Origin of the sequence: Noviherbaspirillum aerium (assembly GCF_008929045.1) — a bacterium.
GTDB classification, from domain to species: domain Bacteria; phylum Pseudomonadota; class Gammaproteobacteria; order Burkholderiales; family Burkholderiaceae_D; genus Noviherbaspirillum; species Noviherbaspirillum aerium.
Window position 1 is genome coordinate 193,667 of record NZ_VFAH01000004.1, and the last position, 16,557, is coordinate 210,223.

General features: G+C 60.7%; 11 protein-coding genes. 4 read left to right on the top strand and 7 right to left on the bottom strand.

Going from position 1 to position 16,557, the window contains the following annotated elements; genetic code table 11:
• Positions 1–106: 106 nt before the first annotated feature.
• Complete coding sequence (rpsB, locus tag FH061_RS08455) at positions 107–856, bottom strand: 30S ribosomal protein S2 (RefSeq protein ID WP_151634931.1); 750 nt, start codon at positions 854–856, stop codon at positions 107–109.
• 240 nt (positions 857–1,096) lie between these two features.
• Here rpsB and map point away from each other — a divergent pair, with 240 nt between their 5' ends.
• The 3 genes from map to FH061_RS08470 are packed head-to-tail and all read left to right on the top strand — an operon-like array spanning position 1,097 to position 5,326.
• Positions 1,097–1,981: a type I methionyl aminopeptidase gene (gene map / locus FH061_RS08460; protein ID WP_225984558.1), complete on the top strand. Its 885-nt coding sequence runs from the start codon at positions 1,097–1,099 to the stop codon at positions 1,979–1,981.
• A gap of 2 nt (positions 1,982–1,983) precedes the next feature.
• Entirely contained in the window at positions 1,984–4,545 is a 2,562-nt protein-coding gene (locus FH061_RS08465) for a [protein-PII] uridylyltransferase (protein WP_151634934.1), read from the top strand.
• 34 nt (positions 4,546–4,579) lie between these two features.
• A complete protein-coding gene (locus tag FH061_RS08470) occupies positions 4,580–5,326 on the top strand; it encodes a pseudouridine synthase (RefSeq protein ID WP_151634936.1) in 747 nt (248 codons plus the stop codon).
• A 182-nt stretch (positions 5,327–5,508) separates the two neighbouring features.
• On the opposite strand, the gene kefC is transcribed toward FH061_RS08470, so the two are convergent.
• The 5 genes from kefC to FH061_RS08495 form a co-directional block, all read right to left on the bottom strand.
• Positions 5,509–7,362 carry a glutathione-regulated potassium-efflux system protein KefC gene (kefC, locus tag FH061_RS08475; RefSeq protein ID WP_151634938.1) on the bottom strand — a complete coding sequence of 618 codons (1,854 nt, stop codon included), beginning with the start codon at positions 7,360–7,362 and terminating at the stop codon, positions 5,509–5,511.
• Positions 7,352–7,969 (bottom strand): glutathione-regulated potassium-efflux system oxidoreductase KefF, encoded by a 618-nt coding sequence (kefF, locus tag FH061_RS08480; protein ID WP_151634940.1) that lies wholly within the window; start codon positions 7,967–7,969, stop codon positions 7,352–7,354. Before kefF ends, kefC begins: the two co-directional genes overlap by 11 nt.
• Positions 7,970–8,060: 91 nt before the next feature.
• On the bottom strand, positions 8,061–8,597 hold the full coding sequence (gene def / locus FH061_RS08485; protein WP_151634942.1) for a peptide deformylase: 537 nt from the start codon (positions 8,595–8,597) through the stop codon (positions 8,061–8,063).
• Between the two features lie 19 nt (positions 8,598–8,616).
• Positions 8,617–10,689 carry an NAD-dependent DNA ligase LigA gene (ligA, locus tag FH061_RS08490; protein WP_151634944.1) on the bottom strand — a complete coding sequence of 691 codons (2,073 nt, stop codon included), beginning with the start codon at positions 10,687–10,689 and terminating at the stop codon, positions 8,617–8,619.
• A 5-nt stretch (positions 10,690–10,694) separates the two neighbouring features.
• A complete protein-coding gene (locus tag FH061_RS08495) occupies positions 10,695–11,816 on the bottom strand; it encodes a cell division protein ZipA C-terminal FtsZ-binding domain-containing protein (protein ID WP_151634946.1) in 1,122 nt (373 codons plus the stop codon).
• Between the two features lie 604 nt (positions 11,817–12,420).
• Between FH061_RS08495 and FH061_RS08500 the strand changes: the two genes are divergently transcribed.
• Positions 12,421–12,660: a hypothetical protein gene (locus tag FH061_RS08500; RefSeq protein ID WP_151634948.1), complete on the top strand. Its 240-nt coding sequence runs from the start codon at positions 12,421–12,423 to the stop codon at positions 12,658–12,660.
• A gap of 271 nt (positions 12,661–12,931) precedes the next feature.
• Here FH061_RS08500 and smc read toward each other — a convergent pair whose 3' ends face one another.
• On the bottom strand, positions 12,932–16,462 hold the full coding sequence (smc, locus tag FH061_RS08505) for a chromosome segregation protein SMC (protein WP_151634950.1): 3,531 nt from the start codon (positions 16,460–16,462) through the stop codon (positions 12,932–12,934).
• Positions 16,463–16,557: the final 95 nt, after the last annotated feature.

Sequence of the window (16,557 nt, forward strand, 5' to 3'; positions counted from 1 at the left end):
AAGCGTCTATGCGACGCGTTCAATCACAATACGTTCAGCACGGGTACAAAAAAGGGGCGAACGACAGTTGCCCCTTTTGAAATGCCCGATAAATCAGGCGCAGGGCTTAAGCCTGCTCGTTGACTTCAACGAATTCGTCAGCGCCGCCCTTGACGGCTTCCAGCACTTCGCTGGTCGCATTGGCGCGACCTTCGAGGATGGCGTCAGCAACACCGCGTGCGTACAGCGCGATTGCCTTGGAAGAGTCATCGTTGCCCGGAATGACGTAAGTCACGCCTTCCGGAGAGTGGTTGGTATCAACCACGCCGATAACCGGAATGCCCAGCTTTGCAGCCTCGGTGATGGCGCCCTTGTGGTAGCCAACGTCGATCACGAAGATCGCGTCAGGGATGCCGCCCATTTCCTTGATGCCGCCGATGGACTTCTGGAGCTTTTCCATCTCGCGCTGGAACATCAGGCCTTCCTTCTTGCTCAGCTTTTCGATGGAACCGTCTTCGATCGCAGCTTCCATGTCCTTCAGACGCTTGAGGGAAGTCTTGATGGTCTTGAAGTTGGTCAGCATGCCGCCGAGCCAGCGCTGGTCGACGTAAGGCATGCCTGCGCGCTGCGCTTCAGCCGCGAGGATGTCGCGTGCCTGGCGCTTGGTGCCGACGAAGAGGATGGTGCCGCGATTGGATGCCAGCTGGCGGATGTACTTCATCGCCTCCTGGTACATGCCCAGGGTCTTTTCCAGGTTGACGATATGAATCTTATTGCGATGGCCGAAGATATAGGGAGCCATCTTGGGGTTCCAGAAGCGGGTCTGGTGGCCGAAATGGACACCTGCTTCCAGCATTTCGCGCATAGTAACGGACATGAATTTCTCCAGGGTTAGGTCTGGAATCCGGCCAGTGACTTCAAGACCCCTACCCGTCAAGACAAGGTAAAAGCCGGGAAGCACCCTTTGCGACCGGATTCGCGATTTCCAAAAAAGTTAAGGTTAGCTCGAACTCGTTCAACCCAATTCAAGCTAACCCGAGATTCTACCTCAACTTTCTCAAGTTATTCAAGCCGCCATGCAGCGGAGTTTCGGCGAAGCTTTGTCGGGTCGTCTATAATTTCGCATCGATCATCATTTCTCGCGCGCTTCCGCGCCGTCTGGCTAGCTATGGGTTCCATCACGATCAAAACCGAAGAAGATATCAAGGGCATGCGCATCGCTGGCCGACTCGCCGCCGAAGTGCTCGATTTCATCACGCCGCATGTCAAGCCTGGGGTCACCACGGGTGAACTCGATCGCCTTTGCCATGACTACATGACAAACGTGCAAGGCTGCGTCCCTGCTCCGCTGAATTACTGCCCGCCCGGCTACACGCCGTATCCGAAGTCCATCTGCACATCGGTCAATGACGTGGTATGCCACGGCATTCCGGGCGACAAGGTGCTGAAGAACGGCGATGTTGTCAATATTGACATCACCGTCATCAAGGACGGTTATCACGGCGACACCAGCCGCATGTTCTTCGTGGGCGAACCGTCCATCCTTGCCAGGCGGCTGACCGAAGTCACTTATGAATGCATGTGGCTGGGTATTTCCAAGATCAAGCCGGGCGCGCATCTCGGCGACATCGGCTTTGTCATCCAGCAGTATGCGGAAAAGGCCGGCTACAGCGTGGTTCGGGAATTCTGCGGGCATGGCATTGGCAAGGTGTTCCACGAAGAGCCACAGGTGCTGCATTACGGTCGTCCGGGAACGCTCGAAAAGCTGGTGCCGGGCATGATTTTCACGGTTGAACCGATGATCAACGCCGGCAAGCGCGACATCCGTGAAATGGGCGACGGCTGGACCATCAAGACCAAGGACCGCAGTCTTTCGGCGCAATGGGAACACACGGTACTCGTCACGGAAACCGGTTATGAAGTCCTGACCGTGTCCGCCAACATGCCGCCGCCGCCCGCATTCATCACAGGAGCCGGTGCTTCCAGCACAGTACCTGCCTGACAATGGGTTCTCTAGCCTTAGCGCTCAAGGAGCGGTTGAAAGCCGGGCGGCAGGCGGCAATCGCCGCCTTCGAGGCACACCGCAAACCCGAGAAACTGCTTGCGGGCCTGCGCCAGGACGTCGATGCCGCACTGATCCATGCCTGGAATACGATCCGCCTTCCCTCGGGCGCGGCGCTGGTTGCCGTGGGCGGATACGGGCGCGGCGAACTCTTCCCTCATTCGGACGTGGATGTTCTGATCCTGCTCGATGCGGCGCCGGATCCGTCATTGCGGGAAAAGCTGGAAGAACTGGTCCAGCTTTTCTGGGATACCGGCCTGGAGATCGGCCACAGCATACGCACCATCGATGAATGCATGACGGAGTCCGAGGCCGACATTACCGTCCAGACCAGTCTGCTCGAAGCACGTCTGGTGACCGGCAACCGCAAGCTTTTCCACTTCCTGCAGGACAGGTTCAATGCGGCCATGAATCCGCAGGCGTTCTTCCAGGCCAAGACCCTTGAAATGCGCCAGCGGCATGTAAAGTACCAGGACACGCCTTACAGCCTGGAACCAAATTGCAAGGAAAGCCCTGGCGGCCTGCGCGATCTGCAAGTCATACTCTGGGTTGCCAAGGCGGCAGGACTAGGCGATTCCTGGCGCAAGCTCGCCGAACGCGGCCTGATCACGCCGACCGAAGCCCGCCAGCTGACGCAGAAGGAACGGGCGTTCAAGGATATCCGCATCCGCCTTCACATTCACACCGGACGCCGTGAAGACCGGCTGGTGTTCGATGTGCAGACGCCGATTGCCGAGACCTTCGGTTTTCAAACCACCGAGACCCGGCGCGCCAGCGAATATCTGATGCAGCACTATTACTGGGCGGCCAAGGCGGTCACGCAGCTCAACACGATTCTGCTGCAGAACATCGAGGCCCAGCTGTTTCCGCAGCCCGGAAATCCGCAGCCGATCAATGAGCGCTTCAGTGCCGTCAACGGATTGATTGACATCGCGCAGGATGACACCTTCGAGGTGACGCCATCGGCCATGCTGGAAGTGTTTCTGCTGCTTGCCCGGCATTCCGAACTGCAGGGCATGACGGCGCGCACCTTGCGGGCGCTTTGGCATGCCCGCTTCCGCATCGACAGCGAATTCCGCCGCGATCCCGCGAACCGCGCACTGTTTCTCGAAATCCTGCAGGCGCCCAAGGGCATCACCCATGCGCTGCGCGGCATGAACCAGACCAGCATTCTTGGGCGCTACCTGCCGAACTTCAGGCGCATCATCGGGCAGATGCAGCATGACCTGTTTCATGTCTACACGGTCGATCAGCACATCCTGATGGTGGTGCGCAATGTGCGGCGCTTCACGATGACGGAGCACGCGCATGAATACCCCTTCTGCAGCCAGCTCATGGCGAACTTCGCCCAGCCCTGGCTGCTGTACATCGCCGCCCTCTTCCATGATATCGCCAAGGGCCGCGGCGGCGATCACTCGCAGCTGGGCATGGCCGATGCCCGCAAGTTCTGCCGCGATCATGCACTGTCCAGGGAGGATACCGAGCTGGTGGTATTCCTGGTCGAGCATCATCTGTCGATGTCGCATGTGGCCCAGAAGCAGGACATGTCCGATCCGGATGTCATCCGCAACTTTGCCAGCCTTGTCAGGGACGAACGACACCTGACCGCACTCTATCTGCTGACGGTGGCCGACATACGGGGCACCAGTCCGAAAGTCTGGAATGCATGGAAGGGCAAGTTGCTTGAGGACCTGTACCGGATGACGCTGCGCGTACTCGGGGGCGAGGACCCCTCCACCGAGCATGAATTGCGGAACCGCCAGGAAGCGGCGCTGAAGACCTTGCGCCTGTACGGCTTGCCGGAGAATGCCCACGAAGGCTTGTGGAAGCAGCTCGACGTCGCCTATTTCCTGCGCCACGACGCCGCTGACATTGCATGGCAGACGCGGTCCCTGTACAACAAGACCGCCAGCGCCTCGCCGGTCGTCAAATGCCGCCTTGCTCCGATCGGAGAAGGCGTGCAGGTCGCGGTTTACATCAAGGACCAGCCCGACCTGTTTGCCCGCATCTGCAGTTACTTCGACCGCAAGAATTTCAGCATTCTCGATGCGAAGATTCACACCACGCGCAACGGCTATGCGCTGGATACCTTCCTGGTCACCGAACCGGCATTCGCCAACAATTATCGCGACATCATCAGCCTGATCGAACATGAGTTGACCGAACTCCTGCAGACACGCGCCGAGCTGCCGGCGCCTACGGTTGGCCGCCTGTCCCGCCTGTCCCGCACGTTTCCGATCACGCCAACGGTGGATCTGCGTCCCGATGAACGCGGCCAGTACTATCTGTTGTCGGTATCGGCGAATGATCGCAACGGCTTGCTGTATTCCATCGCCAATGTGCTCGCCAAGTACCGCATCAACCTGCACACCGCCAAGATCATGACGCTGGGCGAACGGGTCGAAGACGTATTCCTCGTGGATGGACCCGTGCTCAACAATGCACGCAGCCAGATCCAGCTGGAACGCGATCTGCTCGACGCGCTGCGCATCTCACCAGCATGATTACCGGTTTTTCTCTTTTTGCATTGCATTTCTCATGACCGAACCTGTCCGCCTTTCCAAACGCATGTCCGAACTGGGACTTTGCTCGCGCCGCGAAGCCGATGAATGGATAGAACGCGGCTGGGTCCGCGTCGACGGCAAGATCGTGTCCGAACTCGGCAGCAAGGTGCTTCCCAATCAGCGCATTACCGTCGAGCGCCAGGCCAGCGCCCAGCAGGCGCGCCGCGTCACCATCCTCATCAACAAGCCCATGGGCTATGTGAGCGGCCAGGCCGAAGACGGCTACAAGCCGGCCGTGACCCTGGTCGGCCCAACGACACGCTGGAAGGAAGACAAGGCGCCGATCCAGTTCCACCCGAGCCAGCTGCGCAGCCTGGTTCCGGCCGGGCGGCTGGACATCGATTCGGTCGGCTTGCTGGTGTTGACCCAGGACGGGCGCATCGCCAAGCAATTGATCGGTGAAGATACCTCGATCGAGAAGGAATACCTGGTCCGGGTACAGTACAGCAAGCCGGGCCGCCTGCCGGATGCCGATCTCAAGCTGCTGAACCATGGCCTCTCCCTCGACGGAAAGAAGCTGCTGCCAGCCAGGGTCCGCTGGCAGAACGAGGATCAGCTCAGCTTCGTCCTGCGTGAAGGCAAGAAGCGGCAGATCCGCCGCATGTGCGAAGCGGTGGGACTGAAGGTGCTCGGGCTCAAGCGCGTTCGCATCGGACGCGTGATGCTGGGCGATCTGCCGCCCGGTGAATGGCGTTATCTCGGCGCGGACGAAAAGTTTTGATTTGCCAAGGGCCTGTTTGAGTACTTTCTCGACGATCCGATTCCGATCGATCAGTGCTCGACGGTCCTTCACGTACGCGAGCGCCATCTCCCCGGCGGAAAATGCTCGTTACCGTTGCGCGCAAGCCCAATGCCATTCCCAAGCCGCAACCTCGTCCTTTCCAGGCGAAAAAACCACCCATCTCATTTGGTATCGTTTGACTTGGGATTGGCATAGGACGAATTCGGGTTTTGCCGTTCCCACTCGCCGCCCCGCCGCTCCTCGTTGATTTCCGCATCGCGCGCAAACATCGCTTCCAGCTCTTCGCGTGCCTGCACCGCCAGCGATACCATCTGCTCCTGGTCCTTGTAGTACGGATAGACATTGTGCAGCGTCTTGAGGTTGTGGGCGCGAAACTTCATTGCCGCCTGCCGCGCCTGGAAGGCGTTGAAGCCCAGCGTTTCCAGAGTGCGCCGACCCAGCTGCAGGGCCGACTCGAATGTTTCTCGCTCGATGACGGTGACGCCCCGGTCCATCAGATCGTAGTAATGCGTGACATTGCGGGCGCGCGCGAGGATGGGCAACTCAGGGAATTCCCCTCTCACCGCATCAACCAGCTTGATGCTGTCCTCGACACTGTCGAGTGCCACGATCAGCGCCCTTGCCTTGTGCGCTCCCGCCGCACGCAGGAGATCGATTCGGGTCGCATCGCCGTAATACACCTTCAGGCCAAAACGGCGCAGCAGATCGATCTGGTCAGGGTCATGATCAAGCACGGTAACGCCGATGCGGTTCGCATGGAGCAGACGTCCGATGATCTGCCCGAATCGTCCGAAACCGGCAATGATCACCGGCTGCATGTCGCCATCGAACGCATCGTCCGGACGTTTTTTGTCTGTGGCGAAATAAGGCTCGATCAGCTTGTCGTGCAAGACCAAAAGCAGCGGCGTGGTCACCATGGACAAGGCTACGACAACCAGAAGGGTCGCCGCGACCTCTTCCGAAAATACGCGGGCCGTAGCGGCAGCACCGAAGATGACGAAAGCGAATTCGCCGCCCTGTGACAGCAGGATCGCGAAGAAAGGCTGCTGGCCCGGAAGTATGCCGAACCGCTTGCTGAGCACGTACAAGACGAGTCCCTTGATCATCAGGAAACCGGTCACCAGTCCCAGCACCAGCAAGGGCTGGCGCACCAGCACACCGAAGTCGATCGACATTCCGACCGCAATGAAGAACAGTCCCAGAAGCAATCCCTTGAACGGCTCGAGGTCGGTTTCCAGCGCATGCCGGTATTCGGAATCGGCGAGCAGCACGCCGGCGAGGAAGGTACCCAGGGCCATCGACAGTCCGACCGATTGCATCAGCAGTCCGATGGCGATGACCAGCAGCAGCGCAAACGCGGTAAATACTTCCCGGATGCCGGCCTTGGTGATCAGCCGGAAAAGCGGTCGCATGAGATACCGCGACGCGAGTACCAGCAGCGCGAGCACCGCAATCACCTTCAGCGCCGTCATCCAGCCGTTGGCATCGCCATCGGCTGTCACGCTGCCCAGCATGGGCACGATGGCAATCATGGGAATTGCCGCGATATCCTGGAACAGCAGGATGGAAAAGCCGGCGGAACCCGCGGCAGTGGCCATCAGGTGGCGCTCGCTCAGGGTGGCCAGCGCAATGGCGGTGGAGGACAGCGAGAGACCGAGCGCGCCGATAAGCGCGGTCTTCCAGTCGATTCCAAGACCTAGCCCGGCCAGAAACAGCCCGAGCGCCACGAATCCTACCTGGGCACTGCCCCAGCCGAAGATGGAACGCCGCAGCGACCAAAGCCGGCGCGGCTCCAGTTCGAGCCCGATCAGAAACAGCAGCAGAACGACCCCGAATTCGGAGAAATGCAGGATATCTTCAACGCCGCTGATGAGGCGCAGCCCCCAGGGGCCGATCGCGACGCCAGCCATCAGATAGCCGAGAACCGAGCCCAGCCCGAGTTTCTTGGCAAGCGGAACGGCAATGACCGCCGCTGACAGATAGATCAGCGCGTTCGGCAGCAGGTCATTCGTCATGGGGATCTTCCGGATGGAGTTCTGGCGGGATGGGATCCCTGTCGGTGCACGTCGCAACCAATTTCGACCAGGCCGGATAATTGATCAGCCGCTCCCGATATTCCGCTGCCCGCGGCTCGACCTCGGCCGCGTCCGCCTTGCGTGAACCATGCACGATCAGGGGCGGCAGCCAGCGCATGCCGCACAGATGAGCTGTCTGTTCATACGGCGGCAGAAAATCGCTGAAATCACGGCGATGAAAGCCGCCGGGCCGGTAGGCGCTTTCGGTGCTGCCGGTAGATGCGACGAGCCAGAGGTCCTTGCCCCGCAGCGCGCGCCCTTCACGGCCGTAAGCCCAGCCGTGTTCAAACACGACGTCGATCCATTCCTTGAGCAGACCCGGCATGCTGTACCACTGGACCGGATGCTGCAGGACGATCAGATCGCTCTGCGCCAGCTGCTCCTGCTCATGGGCGACGTCGATATAGAAATCAGGATAGGCCTGGTAAAGATCATGTACGCGGACATTGGGCAGATCCCTGACATGATCGAGCATCCGCCTGTTGACATGGGAAAGGTGACTGGCAGGGTGAGCGTAAACAATGAGTATCGAGGGAGGCGATGTCATCTGGGCGGGAATGCATTGGAGACGGCCGTTCCGAAGCCCGGCAATGCCTGATGGTCAAATTGCATTCGCATGGCGGCACGGGCGGCGCGCATCAGTCGTCGCTGGCCGCATCGAGCTGCGGGAACAGGATGTCGGTGAAGCCGAACTGGCTGAAGTCCCTGATCCGCATCGGATACAAGGTGCCGATCAGATGGTCGCACTCATGCTGGACGACGCGCGCATGGAAGTCCTCGGCATCCCGGCTGATCGGCTTGCCGAACTGGTCGAGGCCTTCGTAATGCAGCCGCTTCCAGCGCGGCACCACGCCGCGCAGGCCCGGCACCGACAGACATCCCTCCCAGCCGTCTTCCATCTCGTCCGACAACGGTGTAATGACCGGGTTGATCAGGACCGTCTCGGGCACCGGCGGCGCGTCGGGATAGCGCGGATTGTGCCGGAATCCGAAGATCACTACCTGCAGGTTGACACCGATCTGGGGTGCGGCGAGACCCGCGCCGTTGACCGCGCGCATGGTATCGAACATGTCTTCGATCAGCGCGCCGAGCGCCGGCGTACCGAATTCAAGGACAGGCTCCGCCTGCCGCAACAGGCGGGCATCGCCCATTCTGAGAATTTCCCTGACTGCCATCGTCCCCTCCCCGATCCGATCATTCACCCAGCAACGCCAGCAAGCCCGCTTCATCCAGAATCGGCACGCCGAGTTCCTGTGCCTTGACGAGCTTGCTGCCGGCTTCTTCGCCGGCGACGACATAGCTGGTCTTCTTGGACACCGACCCGGCCACCTTGCCGCCGGCCGCCTCGATCCTGGCTGCCGCTTCATCGCGCGTCAGGTTGGGCAAGGTGCCGGTGAGCACGAAGGTCTTGCCCGCCATCGCCTTGGGTGCCTCGATGGCCGGTTCGCTTTCCGGCCAATGGATGCCGGCCGCGCGCAATTGCTCAATCAGCTCGCGGTTGAGCGGATCCGACAGGAAACCGGTGATGGAACGCGCCACCACCGGTCCGACATCCATGACCTCAAGAAGCTGCTCTTCGCTGGCTTGCAGAAAAGCGTCGAGATTGCCGAAATGGCGCGCGAGTTCCTTGGCGGTCGCTTCGCCCACATGGCGGATGCCGAGTGCATAGATGAATCGCGCCAGCGTCGTGGACTTGGATTTTTCCAGGGCATTGAGCACGTTCTGCGCGGACTTTTCCGCCATGCGGTCGAGCGCCGCCAGAGAAGTCAGTCCGAGCCGGTAAAGATCCGCGGCGGTGGTAATGATGCGCTTGTCGACCAGCTGTTCAACCAGCTGATCGCCCAATCCCTCGATATCCATCGCCCGACGTGAAACGAAATGCAGCAATCCGCCCTTGCGCTGGGCCGGGCACTTGACCCAGCCGCCGGAGCAGCGCGCGACCGCTTCTTCCTCCGGACGCACGATCGGCGATCCGCATACCGGGCAGACGGCGGGCATCACGAATGGACGAACATCGGCAGGCCGCAGCTCGGCAACGAAGGAAACCACTTCCGGTATCACATCGCCGGCGCGGCGCACGATGACCGTGTCGCCGATCTGGATGTCCTTGCGCCTGACTTCGTCCTCGTTATGCAGCGTGGCATTCGTGACGGTAACCCCGCCGACGAAGACGGGCGCCAGCCGGGCCACCGGCGTGATGGCGCCGGTGCGGCCAACCTGGACGCCAATATCCTGAACCACGGTCATGGCCTCTTCGGCCGGAAACTTGTGAGCGATCGCGAAGCGCGGCGCACGCGATACGAAACCAAGCTTCTGCTGCTGTTCGAGTCGGTCGACCTTGTAGACCACGCCGTCGATGTCATAGGCGAGCCCGCGCCGCTTTTCTCCTATCTCGTGGAAGAAGTCGAGCAGCCCGCGCGCGCCCCGGGCGACCGTCCGTTCGCGGCACACCGGCAAGCCGAGCGAGGCATACCAGTCCAGCAAGGCGGAATGCGAATGCGGCATCTCGGCGCCCTCGAGGACGCCGATGCCATAGGCGAAGAAGCGCAGCGTGCGCTGCGCGGTGATCCGGGAATCGAGCTGGCGCAGGCTGCCCGCGGCAGCATTGCGGGGATTGACGAATTCCTTTTGACCCGCCTCGCGCTGGCGCTCGTTGAGCCGCGCAAAATCCGCCTTGAACATCAGCACTTCGCCGCGCACGTCGAGCACGGCGGGGGGCTTGTCGGTGTGCAGGCGCAGAGGCACGGCGCGCACGGTGCGGATGTTGGCGGTAACGTTTTCTCCGGTGGTGCCGTCGCCGCGGGTCGCGGCCTGCACCAGCCTGCCGTTTTCATAGCGCAGGCTGATGGCCAGGCCGTCAAACTTCAGCTCGCCCGAATACACGACCTCGTCAGCCAGGCCGAGACCTTCGCGGACGCGCCGGTCAAAGGAAACAATGTCTTCCTCGTCGAAGGCATTGTTCAGGGACAGCATAGCAATCGCGTGCCGCACCTGTTCGAACTGGGGCAAGGGCTGGCCGCCCACGCGCTGGGTGGGCGAGTCCGACGTCACCAGGTCGGGATGCGCCTGTTCCAGCTCAACGAGCTCGCGGAACAGCTTGTCGTATTCCGCATCGGGGATGCTCGGGTTGTCGAGCACGTAATAGGCATGGCTATGCCGGTTGAGTTCGGCCTTCAACCAGGCCGCACGCTCCTGCCAATGGCTTTCCTCCGGCCTGCCGGCCATCGAGTCGGCAGCGGATGTTTCTCCAAACATATCGGGCTGCATTGTCGTCAGCTGAACAGGCGAAGGGCTCGGGGCGATCCGGCAGGCACGTTCGACGCTTCCATGTGCTGGTAGAAGTCGTTGACCTGATCGGCGATCTCGGCGAGTGTCGCGTCGGACAGGGGCTGGTTGCCGTCATCGACCACCACCCCATCAAGCCGGGCCGCCAGCATGCGTGCGCAGGCCGTCATTGCGCCGAATCCGTCATGGGACGGCGCTACGCGAGGCACGTCGAGCAGCAGGGTCAGGCGCGAAGTGGTTTCTTCCGCGAGCGTGACATTGGTGGAGAGCGAAAACAGGACGCCGCCCTCGCCGTCGGGCATCACCAGCCGTCCATCCGGGCGCAGATCGAAGCCTTGCCGTTCCAGCGCACCGAGCAGGGTATTGATTGCCCAAGGGGCGCTTTTCGCATGCACATTGACGCTGAGCTGCGCATCATATTCGGCAACGAACTGATGCAGGGATTTGGCGCTTGCCATCACCGCGCCCATGTCCGGCACGTCGGGTTCGGCATCGATTTCGTCGGCGATCTGGCGCAGGCGCATGATCAGCTCCGAGTATTCGATTTCGTTAAGCGCGCTGCTCCGGTTTGCCAGCTGAACGCCGGCAAACAGTCCGTAATAGGTGACGCCATTGGTAACAGGCTCCCAGTTGCCGTCCTCACGCAGCCCGATGAACTGCACCAGCTTGTTGCCGACATGGCGCAGCGATTGCAGCTTGGGCAGAATCTTTTCTCCGCTCACTGGCGGCGAGGCCAGTTCCAGCGCAATCGCACAGTCGATGAGTTCATCGATGGGCAATTCCTTCTGAACAGGCGCGGCTGCGGGCATGTCGACCAGGCTTTCCGTATCGGCGGCGCTTTCCGTGAGCGCCGTGTCATCGGAGGGGGCACTGGTTGCGGCAGGCTGCGCGGCGGAAGTCGCTTCCTCCGGCGCCAGGCTGGGTTCATGCCGGTCGGCAGGGGACTTGGCTTCCGTCGTGCCAGGCTGCATCAGCACATCGTCATGTTCCGAAGCGAAAGCGCGCTGTACGGATTTCTTTGCCTTGTGTTCTTGCCACTTGTTATAGCTGATGACGCCGACAAGGATCGTGCCGCCGATGGCCATGAGGCTAGCTTGAAGGTCGGTCATGCGCTTGCCTTCCGAAGAGTGTCGAGGAGATGGATCGAATGCATATGTTATTTGAAACGGCTGGACTGCCGCTTGAGCTGAGTGGAGGTCATTGCCGGATCAAGTCCTCCCGCAAGTGTCGGAGGCTGAATTTCGGAGTAGACCCCGCTCTCAGATATCGTGTTACACACAAGTAGTTGAATCAGATAAAAATTTGGAAAATCAGGGTAGTGTTCATCCATAAAGTTGTCAAGCTGAACACCCTCTTCCCCCTGCGCATTTCTCTGCGCGCTTTCGTTTTGATGCTTGCCGGAAAAAATGTACGTATGGAATTGATTATTCCCGGATACACGGGTTCACGCCGTTGACCGTCGTCAATACTTGCTACATCGCTGAGCTGAAGAATAACAACTGTTCCGGCGCGACACATTTCCATAGCAAAACTGGATTGACGGAAAGTCGCTCCGTATTCGCCTCACGCGGGAAAGCATACCAACTTCCTCTCACTTATGGGGGAACGGCACTGCCAGGCACTGATTGCATCCACTCAATGCAGGATGTGCAGGGCATGTTCCTCCGGGCGTGTCAGGTCAGGACAAAAGCAACCAGCATCCAAGGAGCAAATATGAATACCCATCTGGAAAAATCGAAATTCGACGTATCCGCTAAAGAATTCAAACTGCAGGAACTGGCGATGATGTCACTGACTCCCGTCATCAGGTCGATTCAACACTGGTGGCTGCAGCGCGCGGAAAGGCATTACCTGATCTGCGCCGACGTCGAACTGCAGCGTGCAAAGGAAGCCCAGATGAATGTCGCCTATTATCAGAAGCGCGCCGCCCTCGCCCGCTCCGCCCGCATCTGATGCCAGTCCCAAGCCAAACCATGCCATGAGATCGGGTCTTTTTCCGCCTGTCCGCGTTGCGCTTGTCATTCATCGCCTCGCGATGAATTCCTCCCGCGCCTCGCCAGTCGAAAAAATCCATCGATCTCATTTGGCACGTTATGACTTGGGATTCCTATGAGTCCGTCCGAACGGCTCCGCCGTATACGGCCGACCCCGCGTTACGACCCTGTCTACGCGTGCGAAAAGCTCAGAACATCTTCAGGCTCGGCACGCCTGGCCTTCCGGTATTTCACGCTGCCTGCGCCTCGCTTGCAAAATTCGAGGCAGATTCCATATCGACGGCAACAATCCGCGAAACCCCTTGCTCCTGCATGGTCACGCCGATCAGCTGCTGCGCCATTTCCATGGCAATCTTGTTATGCGAGATGAACAGGAACTGCGTCTGTGACGACATGCGCTTGACCATGTTGCAGAACCGCTCGGTGTTGGCATCGTCCAGCGGCGCATCGACCTCATCCAGCAGGCAAAAGGGAGCCGGATTCAGCTGGAACATCGAGAACACCAGCGCGGTCGCCGTCAGCGCCTTTTCGCCGCCCGACAGCAGGTGAATGGTCGCGTTCTTCTTGCCCGGCGGCTGTGCCATCACCTGCACGCCTGAATCCAGGATTTCCTCGCCCGTCATGATCAGCTTCGCCTGTCCGCCGCCGAACAGCACCGGGAACAGTTCGCCGAAGTGCCTGTTGACCTTGTCGAAGGTGTCCTGCAGCAGATCGCGGGTTTCCCGGTCGATCTTGTTGATCGCATCTTCCAGGGTGCTGATGGCTTCCGACAGGTCGGCATGCTGGGCATCGAGGAAGTTCTTGCGCTCGGATGCCTGGGCCAGTTCGTCCAGCGCCGCGAGATTGACGGCGCCGAGGGCGGCAATCGCGTTGGTCAGCCGGGTGACTTCGCCCTGCAGGTAGGAAGGCCGCATTTCCGGGTTGAGCTTTTCGGCGAGCGCCGCCTCGTCGGCCTGGGCTTCCGCCAGCTGCTGCGCATATTGTTCCTGGTTCAGGCGCGCGGCCTGTTCCTTGAGCTGCAATTCCATGATGCGGTCGCGCTGCGGCTGGAGGCTGCGCTCGGCCTGCATGCGCGCCTCTTCGGTATGACGCAGTTTCTGCGTCAGCTGGTCGAGCTCATGGCGCGCATCGGCCAGCGCCCGCTCCTGCTCGGAGCGGCGGTCCAGCAGCGATTGGAGTCCCGCCTGTGCGGCCTGGTCATCCAGGCTCTCCAGTTCGAGATGTCCTTGCTCCATGCTGGCGAAGAGCTGCGCCGATTGTTCCCTCGCCGTCGAAATGCTGCGCTTGAGTTCCTCGATCTTGTTGCGATGGGATTTCTCGGCAAAGCCGGCTTCCTGCGCAGCGCGTTCCAGTTCGCGAAGCCGCTGGCGTGCGTCGTTGAGCTGCTGCTCCTTGGCCAGGTAATCGGTCTGGCCGTCTTCATGGCTTTCCTGCAGAACCGCCAGTTCGGCATCAAGCTGCTCGAACTTCGCTTCCGATTCCGCCTTGGCCTGCTGCTGCTCCGCCTCCTCGGCCGCAATTTCCGCGAGGTCGGATGCAATCTGCGTGCTGCGCTGGTTGAAGCGCTCCTGCACTTCCGACAGTTTCATCACATCGATCTGCAGCCCGTGCACCGCCTGGGTCAGGCCGGATACGCGCTGGCGCAGTTCCTGCAGGCGCTGGGCGGCCGCCGTGACCGCGGCCTCGGCCCGCACCACGCGCGATTTCGCCTCGTCGGCCAGCATCTGCTGGGCGCGCAGCTGCTTGGTGATGTTTTCGATTTCCTGCTGCCGCGCCAGCATGCCGTCCTGCTCGGAATCGGATGCATAGAAACGCACGCTGGACCTGCCGATGACATGGCCCTGACGGGTGACGAAAAAACCGCCCGCCGGCAACTTGGCGCGGTCGACGAAGGCGGCATTGACATCCTCGGCCGCATAAACCTGGTTCAGCCAGTCCTGCAGCAGTGCCCGCAGGCCGGGATCATTGAGCTGCAGCAGGCTGATGAAGGGCTTGAGGCCGGCAGGCGCATCGGATGCCGCAGGCGCCGCCACGTCATTCGCCGTGAACAATGCCAGCTTGGCCGGCGGCGCATCGTTGAAGAAGGCCTTGGCCCAGTCGAGGTTGGAGACTTCCAGCGCTGACGTGCGCTCGCGCAGTACGGCTTCCAGCGCCGTTTCCCAGCCCTGGTCGATATGCAGCTTCTGCCACAGCCGGGGCAGTTCGCCCAGCTCATGCTTCTTGAGCCATGGCTGCACCTTGCCCTGGGTCTGCACGTTTTCCTGCAACTGCTTGAGCGCATTCAGGCGCGCTTCCAGCTGTGCATTACTGGCGGTTTCGGCATTGACCTGCTGCTGCGCGGTGCGGCGCTCTTCCTCCAGCTTCGGCTGCTGTTCCTGCGCGGCTTCCAGCTGTTCGCGGGCTTCTTCGAGCGTTGCCTGCTTCTCCTCCAGCTGCATCTTCAGGTTGTTCAGATGCGAGGCGTCCGGCATGGACATGCCGTTCTTTTCCTGCGACAGGCGTTCCCGGCGCGAAGCCAGGTTGGCAAGAATGCTGGACGCGTTGCGCTGGTGGGTCGATTCCAGCTCGATCTGCTGCTGGATCTGCATGATCTTGCCGCGCGACTCGGTCGTCTTGACCTGCGCTTCGCGCCAGGCCTGCTCCAGCGCCGGGATCAGCTCGTTCTGGTTGTGTGCCGCCTGCTGCGCCTGTTCAACCCGCATGCCGTGCTCTTCGAGATGCATTTCGGCTTCTTCCAGCTCTTCCTGCTGCCGCGAACTCTGGCGCTGCCACTGGTCGCGCTGCGCGGTCAGGGAATTGAGCTGGGTCTGGAGCCGGCTGCGCGACTCGATGACGAACTTGATCTGCGCTTCCAGGCTGCCGATTTCGGAGTTGGTCTGGTACAGGTTGCCCTGGGCGGTATGCATGCGGTCGCCCGCCCCGTAGTGCGCCTGGCGCATGTGTTCCAGCTCGGTCTCGACATGGCGCAGCTTGGCCGTCTGCTCTTCCAGGTCGGTCTGCGCCTTTTCGATGTCACGGAAAAATTTTTCCTGCTCGGACTTGGCTTCGTTCTTGCGCAGCAGCCACAGCAACTTCTGTTTCTCGTCCTGATCAGCCTGCAGCTCGCGGAATTTCTGGGCGACAGCCGCCTGGGCTTCGAGTTTTTCGAGATTGGCGTTGAGTTCGCGCAGGATGTCTTCGACGCGCACCAGGTTTTCCCGGGTATCGTGCAGGCGGTTTTCGGTTTCCCGGCGCCGTTCCTTGTATTTCGACACGCCTGCCGCTTCCTCGAGGAAGATGCGCAAGTCTTCTGGACGCGCCTCGATGATGCGCGAAATCATGCCCTGACCGATGATGGCATAGGCGCGCGGCCCGAGGCCGGTGCCGAGGAAGATGTCCTGGATATCGCGCCGGCGCACCGCCTGGTTGTTGATGTAATACGTCGATGTGCCGTCACGTGTCAGCGTGCGCTTGACCGCGATCTCCGCATACTGGCTCCACTGGCCGGCGGCGCGGCCGTCGCTGTTGTCGAACACCAGCTCCACCGACGCACGCCCTGCCGGCTTGCGGGAGGTCGAGCCGTTGAAGATCACGTCCTGCATCGATTCGCCGCGCAGTTCGGAAGCCTTGGACTCGCCGAGCACCCAGCGCACCGCATCCATGATGTTCGACTTGCCGCAGCCGTTGGGTCCGACGACGCCGACCAGCTGCCCCGGAACCTGGAAATTGGTCGGATCCACGAACGACTTGAATCCTGCTAATTTAAGAGAAGTTAAACGCACTTTATCGACTGTTCCAGACGAGTTGACTCGGGTCGAGGCAGGTGCCCCGCGAAAGGGCCCTATCATATCATTTCAAGTCCGGTGCACATCACTTT

Excerpts from the sequence above, each read along its gene's own strand:
- rpsB (WP_151634931.1), bottom strand. The coding sequence starts at position 856 with ATGTCCGTTACTATGCGCGAAATGCTGGAAGCAGGTGTCCATTTCGGC.
- FH061_RS08465 (WP_151634934.1), top strand. The coding sequence starts at position 1,984 with ATGGGTTCTCTAGCCTTAGCGCTCAAGGAGCGGTTGAAAGCCGGGCGG.
- FH061_RS08470 (WP_151634936.1), top strand. The coding sequence starts at position 4,580 with ATGACCGAACCTGTCCGCCTTTCCAAACGCATGTCCGAACTGGGACTT.
- kefC (WP_151634938.1), bottom strand. The coding sequence starts at position 7,362 with ATGACGAATGACCTGCTGCCGAACGCGCTGATCTATCTGTCAGCGGCG.
- kefF (WP_151634940.1), bottom strand. The coding sequence starts at position 7,969 with ATGACATCGCCTCCCTCGATACTCATTGTTTACGCTCACCCTGCCAGT.
- def (WP_151634942.1), bottom strand. The coding sequence starts at position 8,597 with ATGGCAGTCAGGGAAATTCTCAGAATGGGCGATGCCCGCCTGTTGCGG.
- ligA (WP_151634944.1), bottom strand. The coding sequence starts at position 10,689 with ATGCAGCCCGATATGTTTGGAGAAACATCCGCTGCCGACTCGATGGCC.
- FH061_RS08495 (WP_151634946.1), bottom strand. The coding sequence starts at position 11,816 with ATGACCGACCTTCAAGCTAGCCTCATGGCCATCGGCGGCACGATCCTT.
- FH061_RS08500 (WP_151634948.1), top strand. The coding sequence starts at position 12,421 with ATGAATACCCATCTGGAAAAATCGAAATTCGACGTATCCGCTAAAGAA.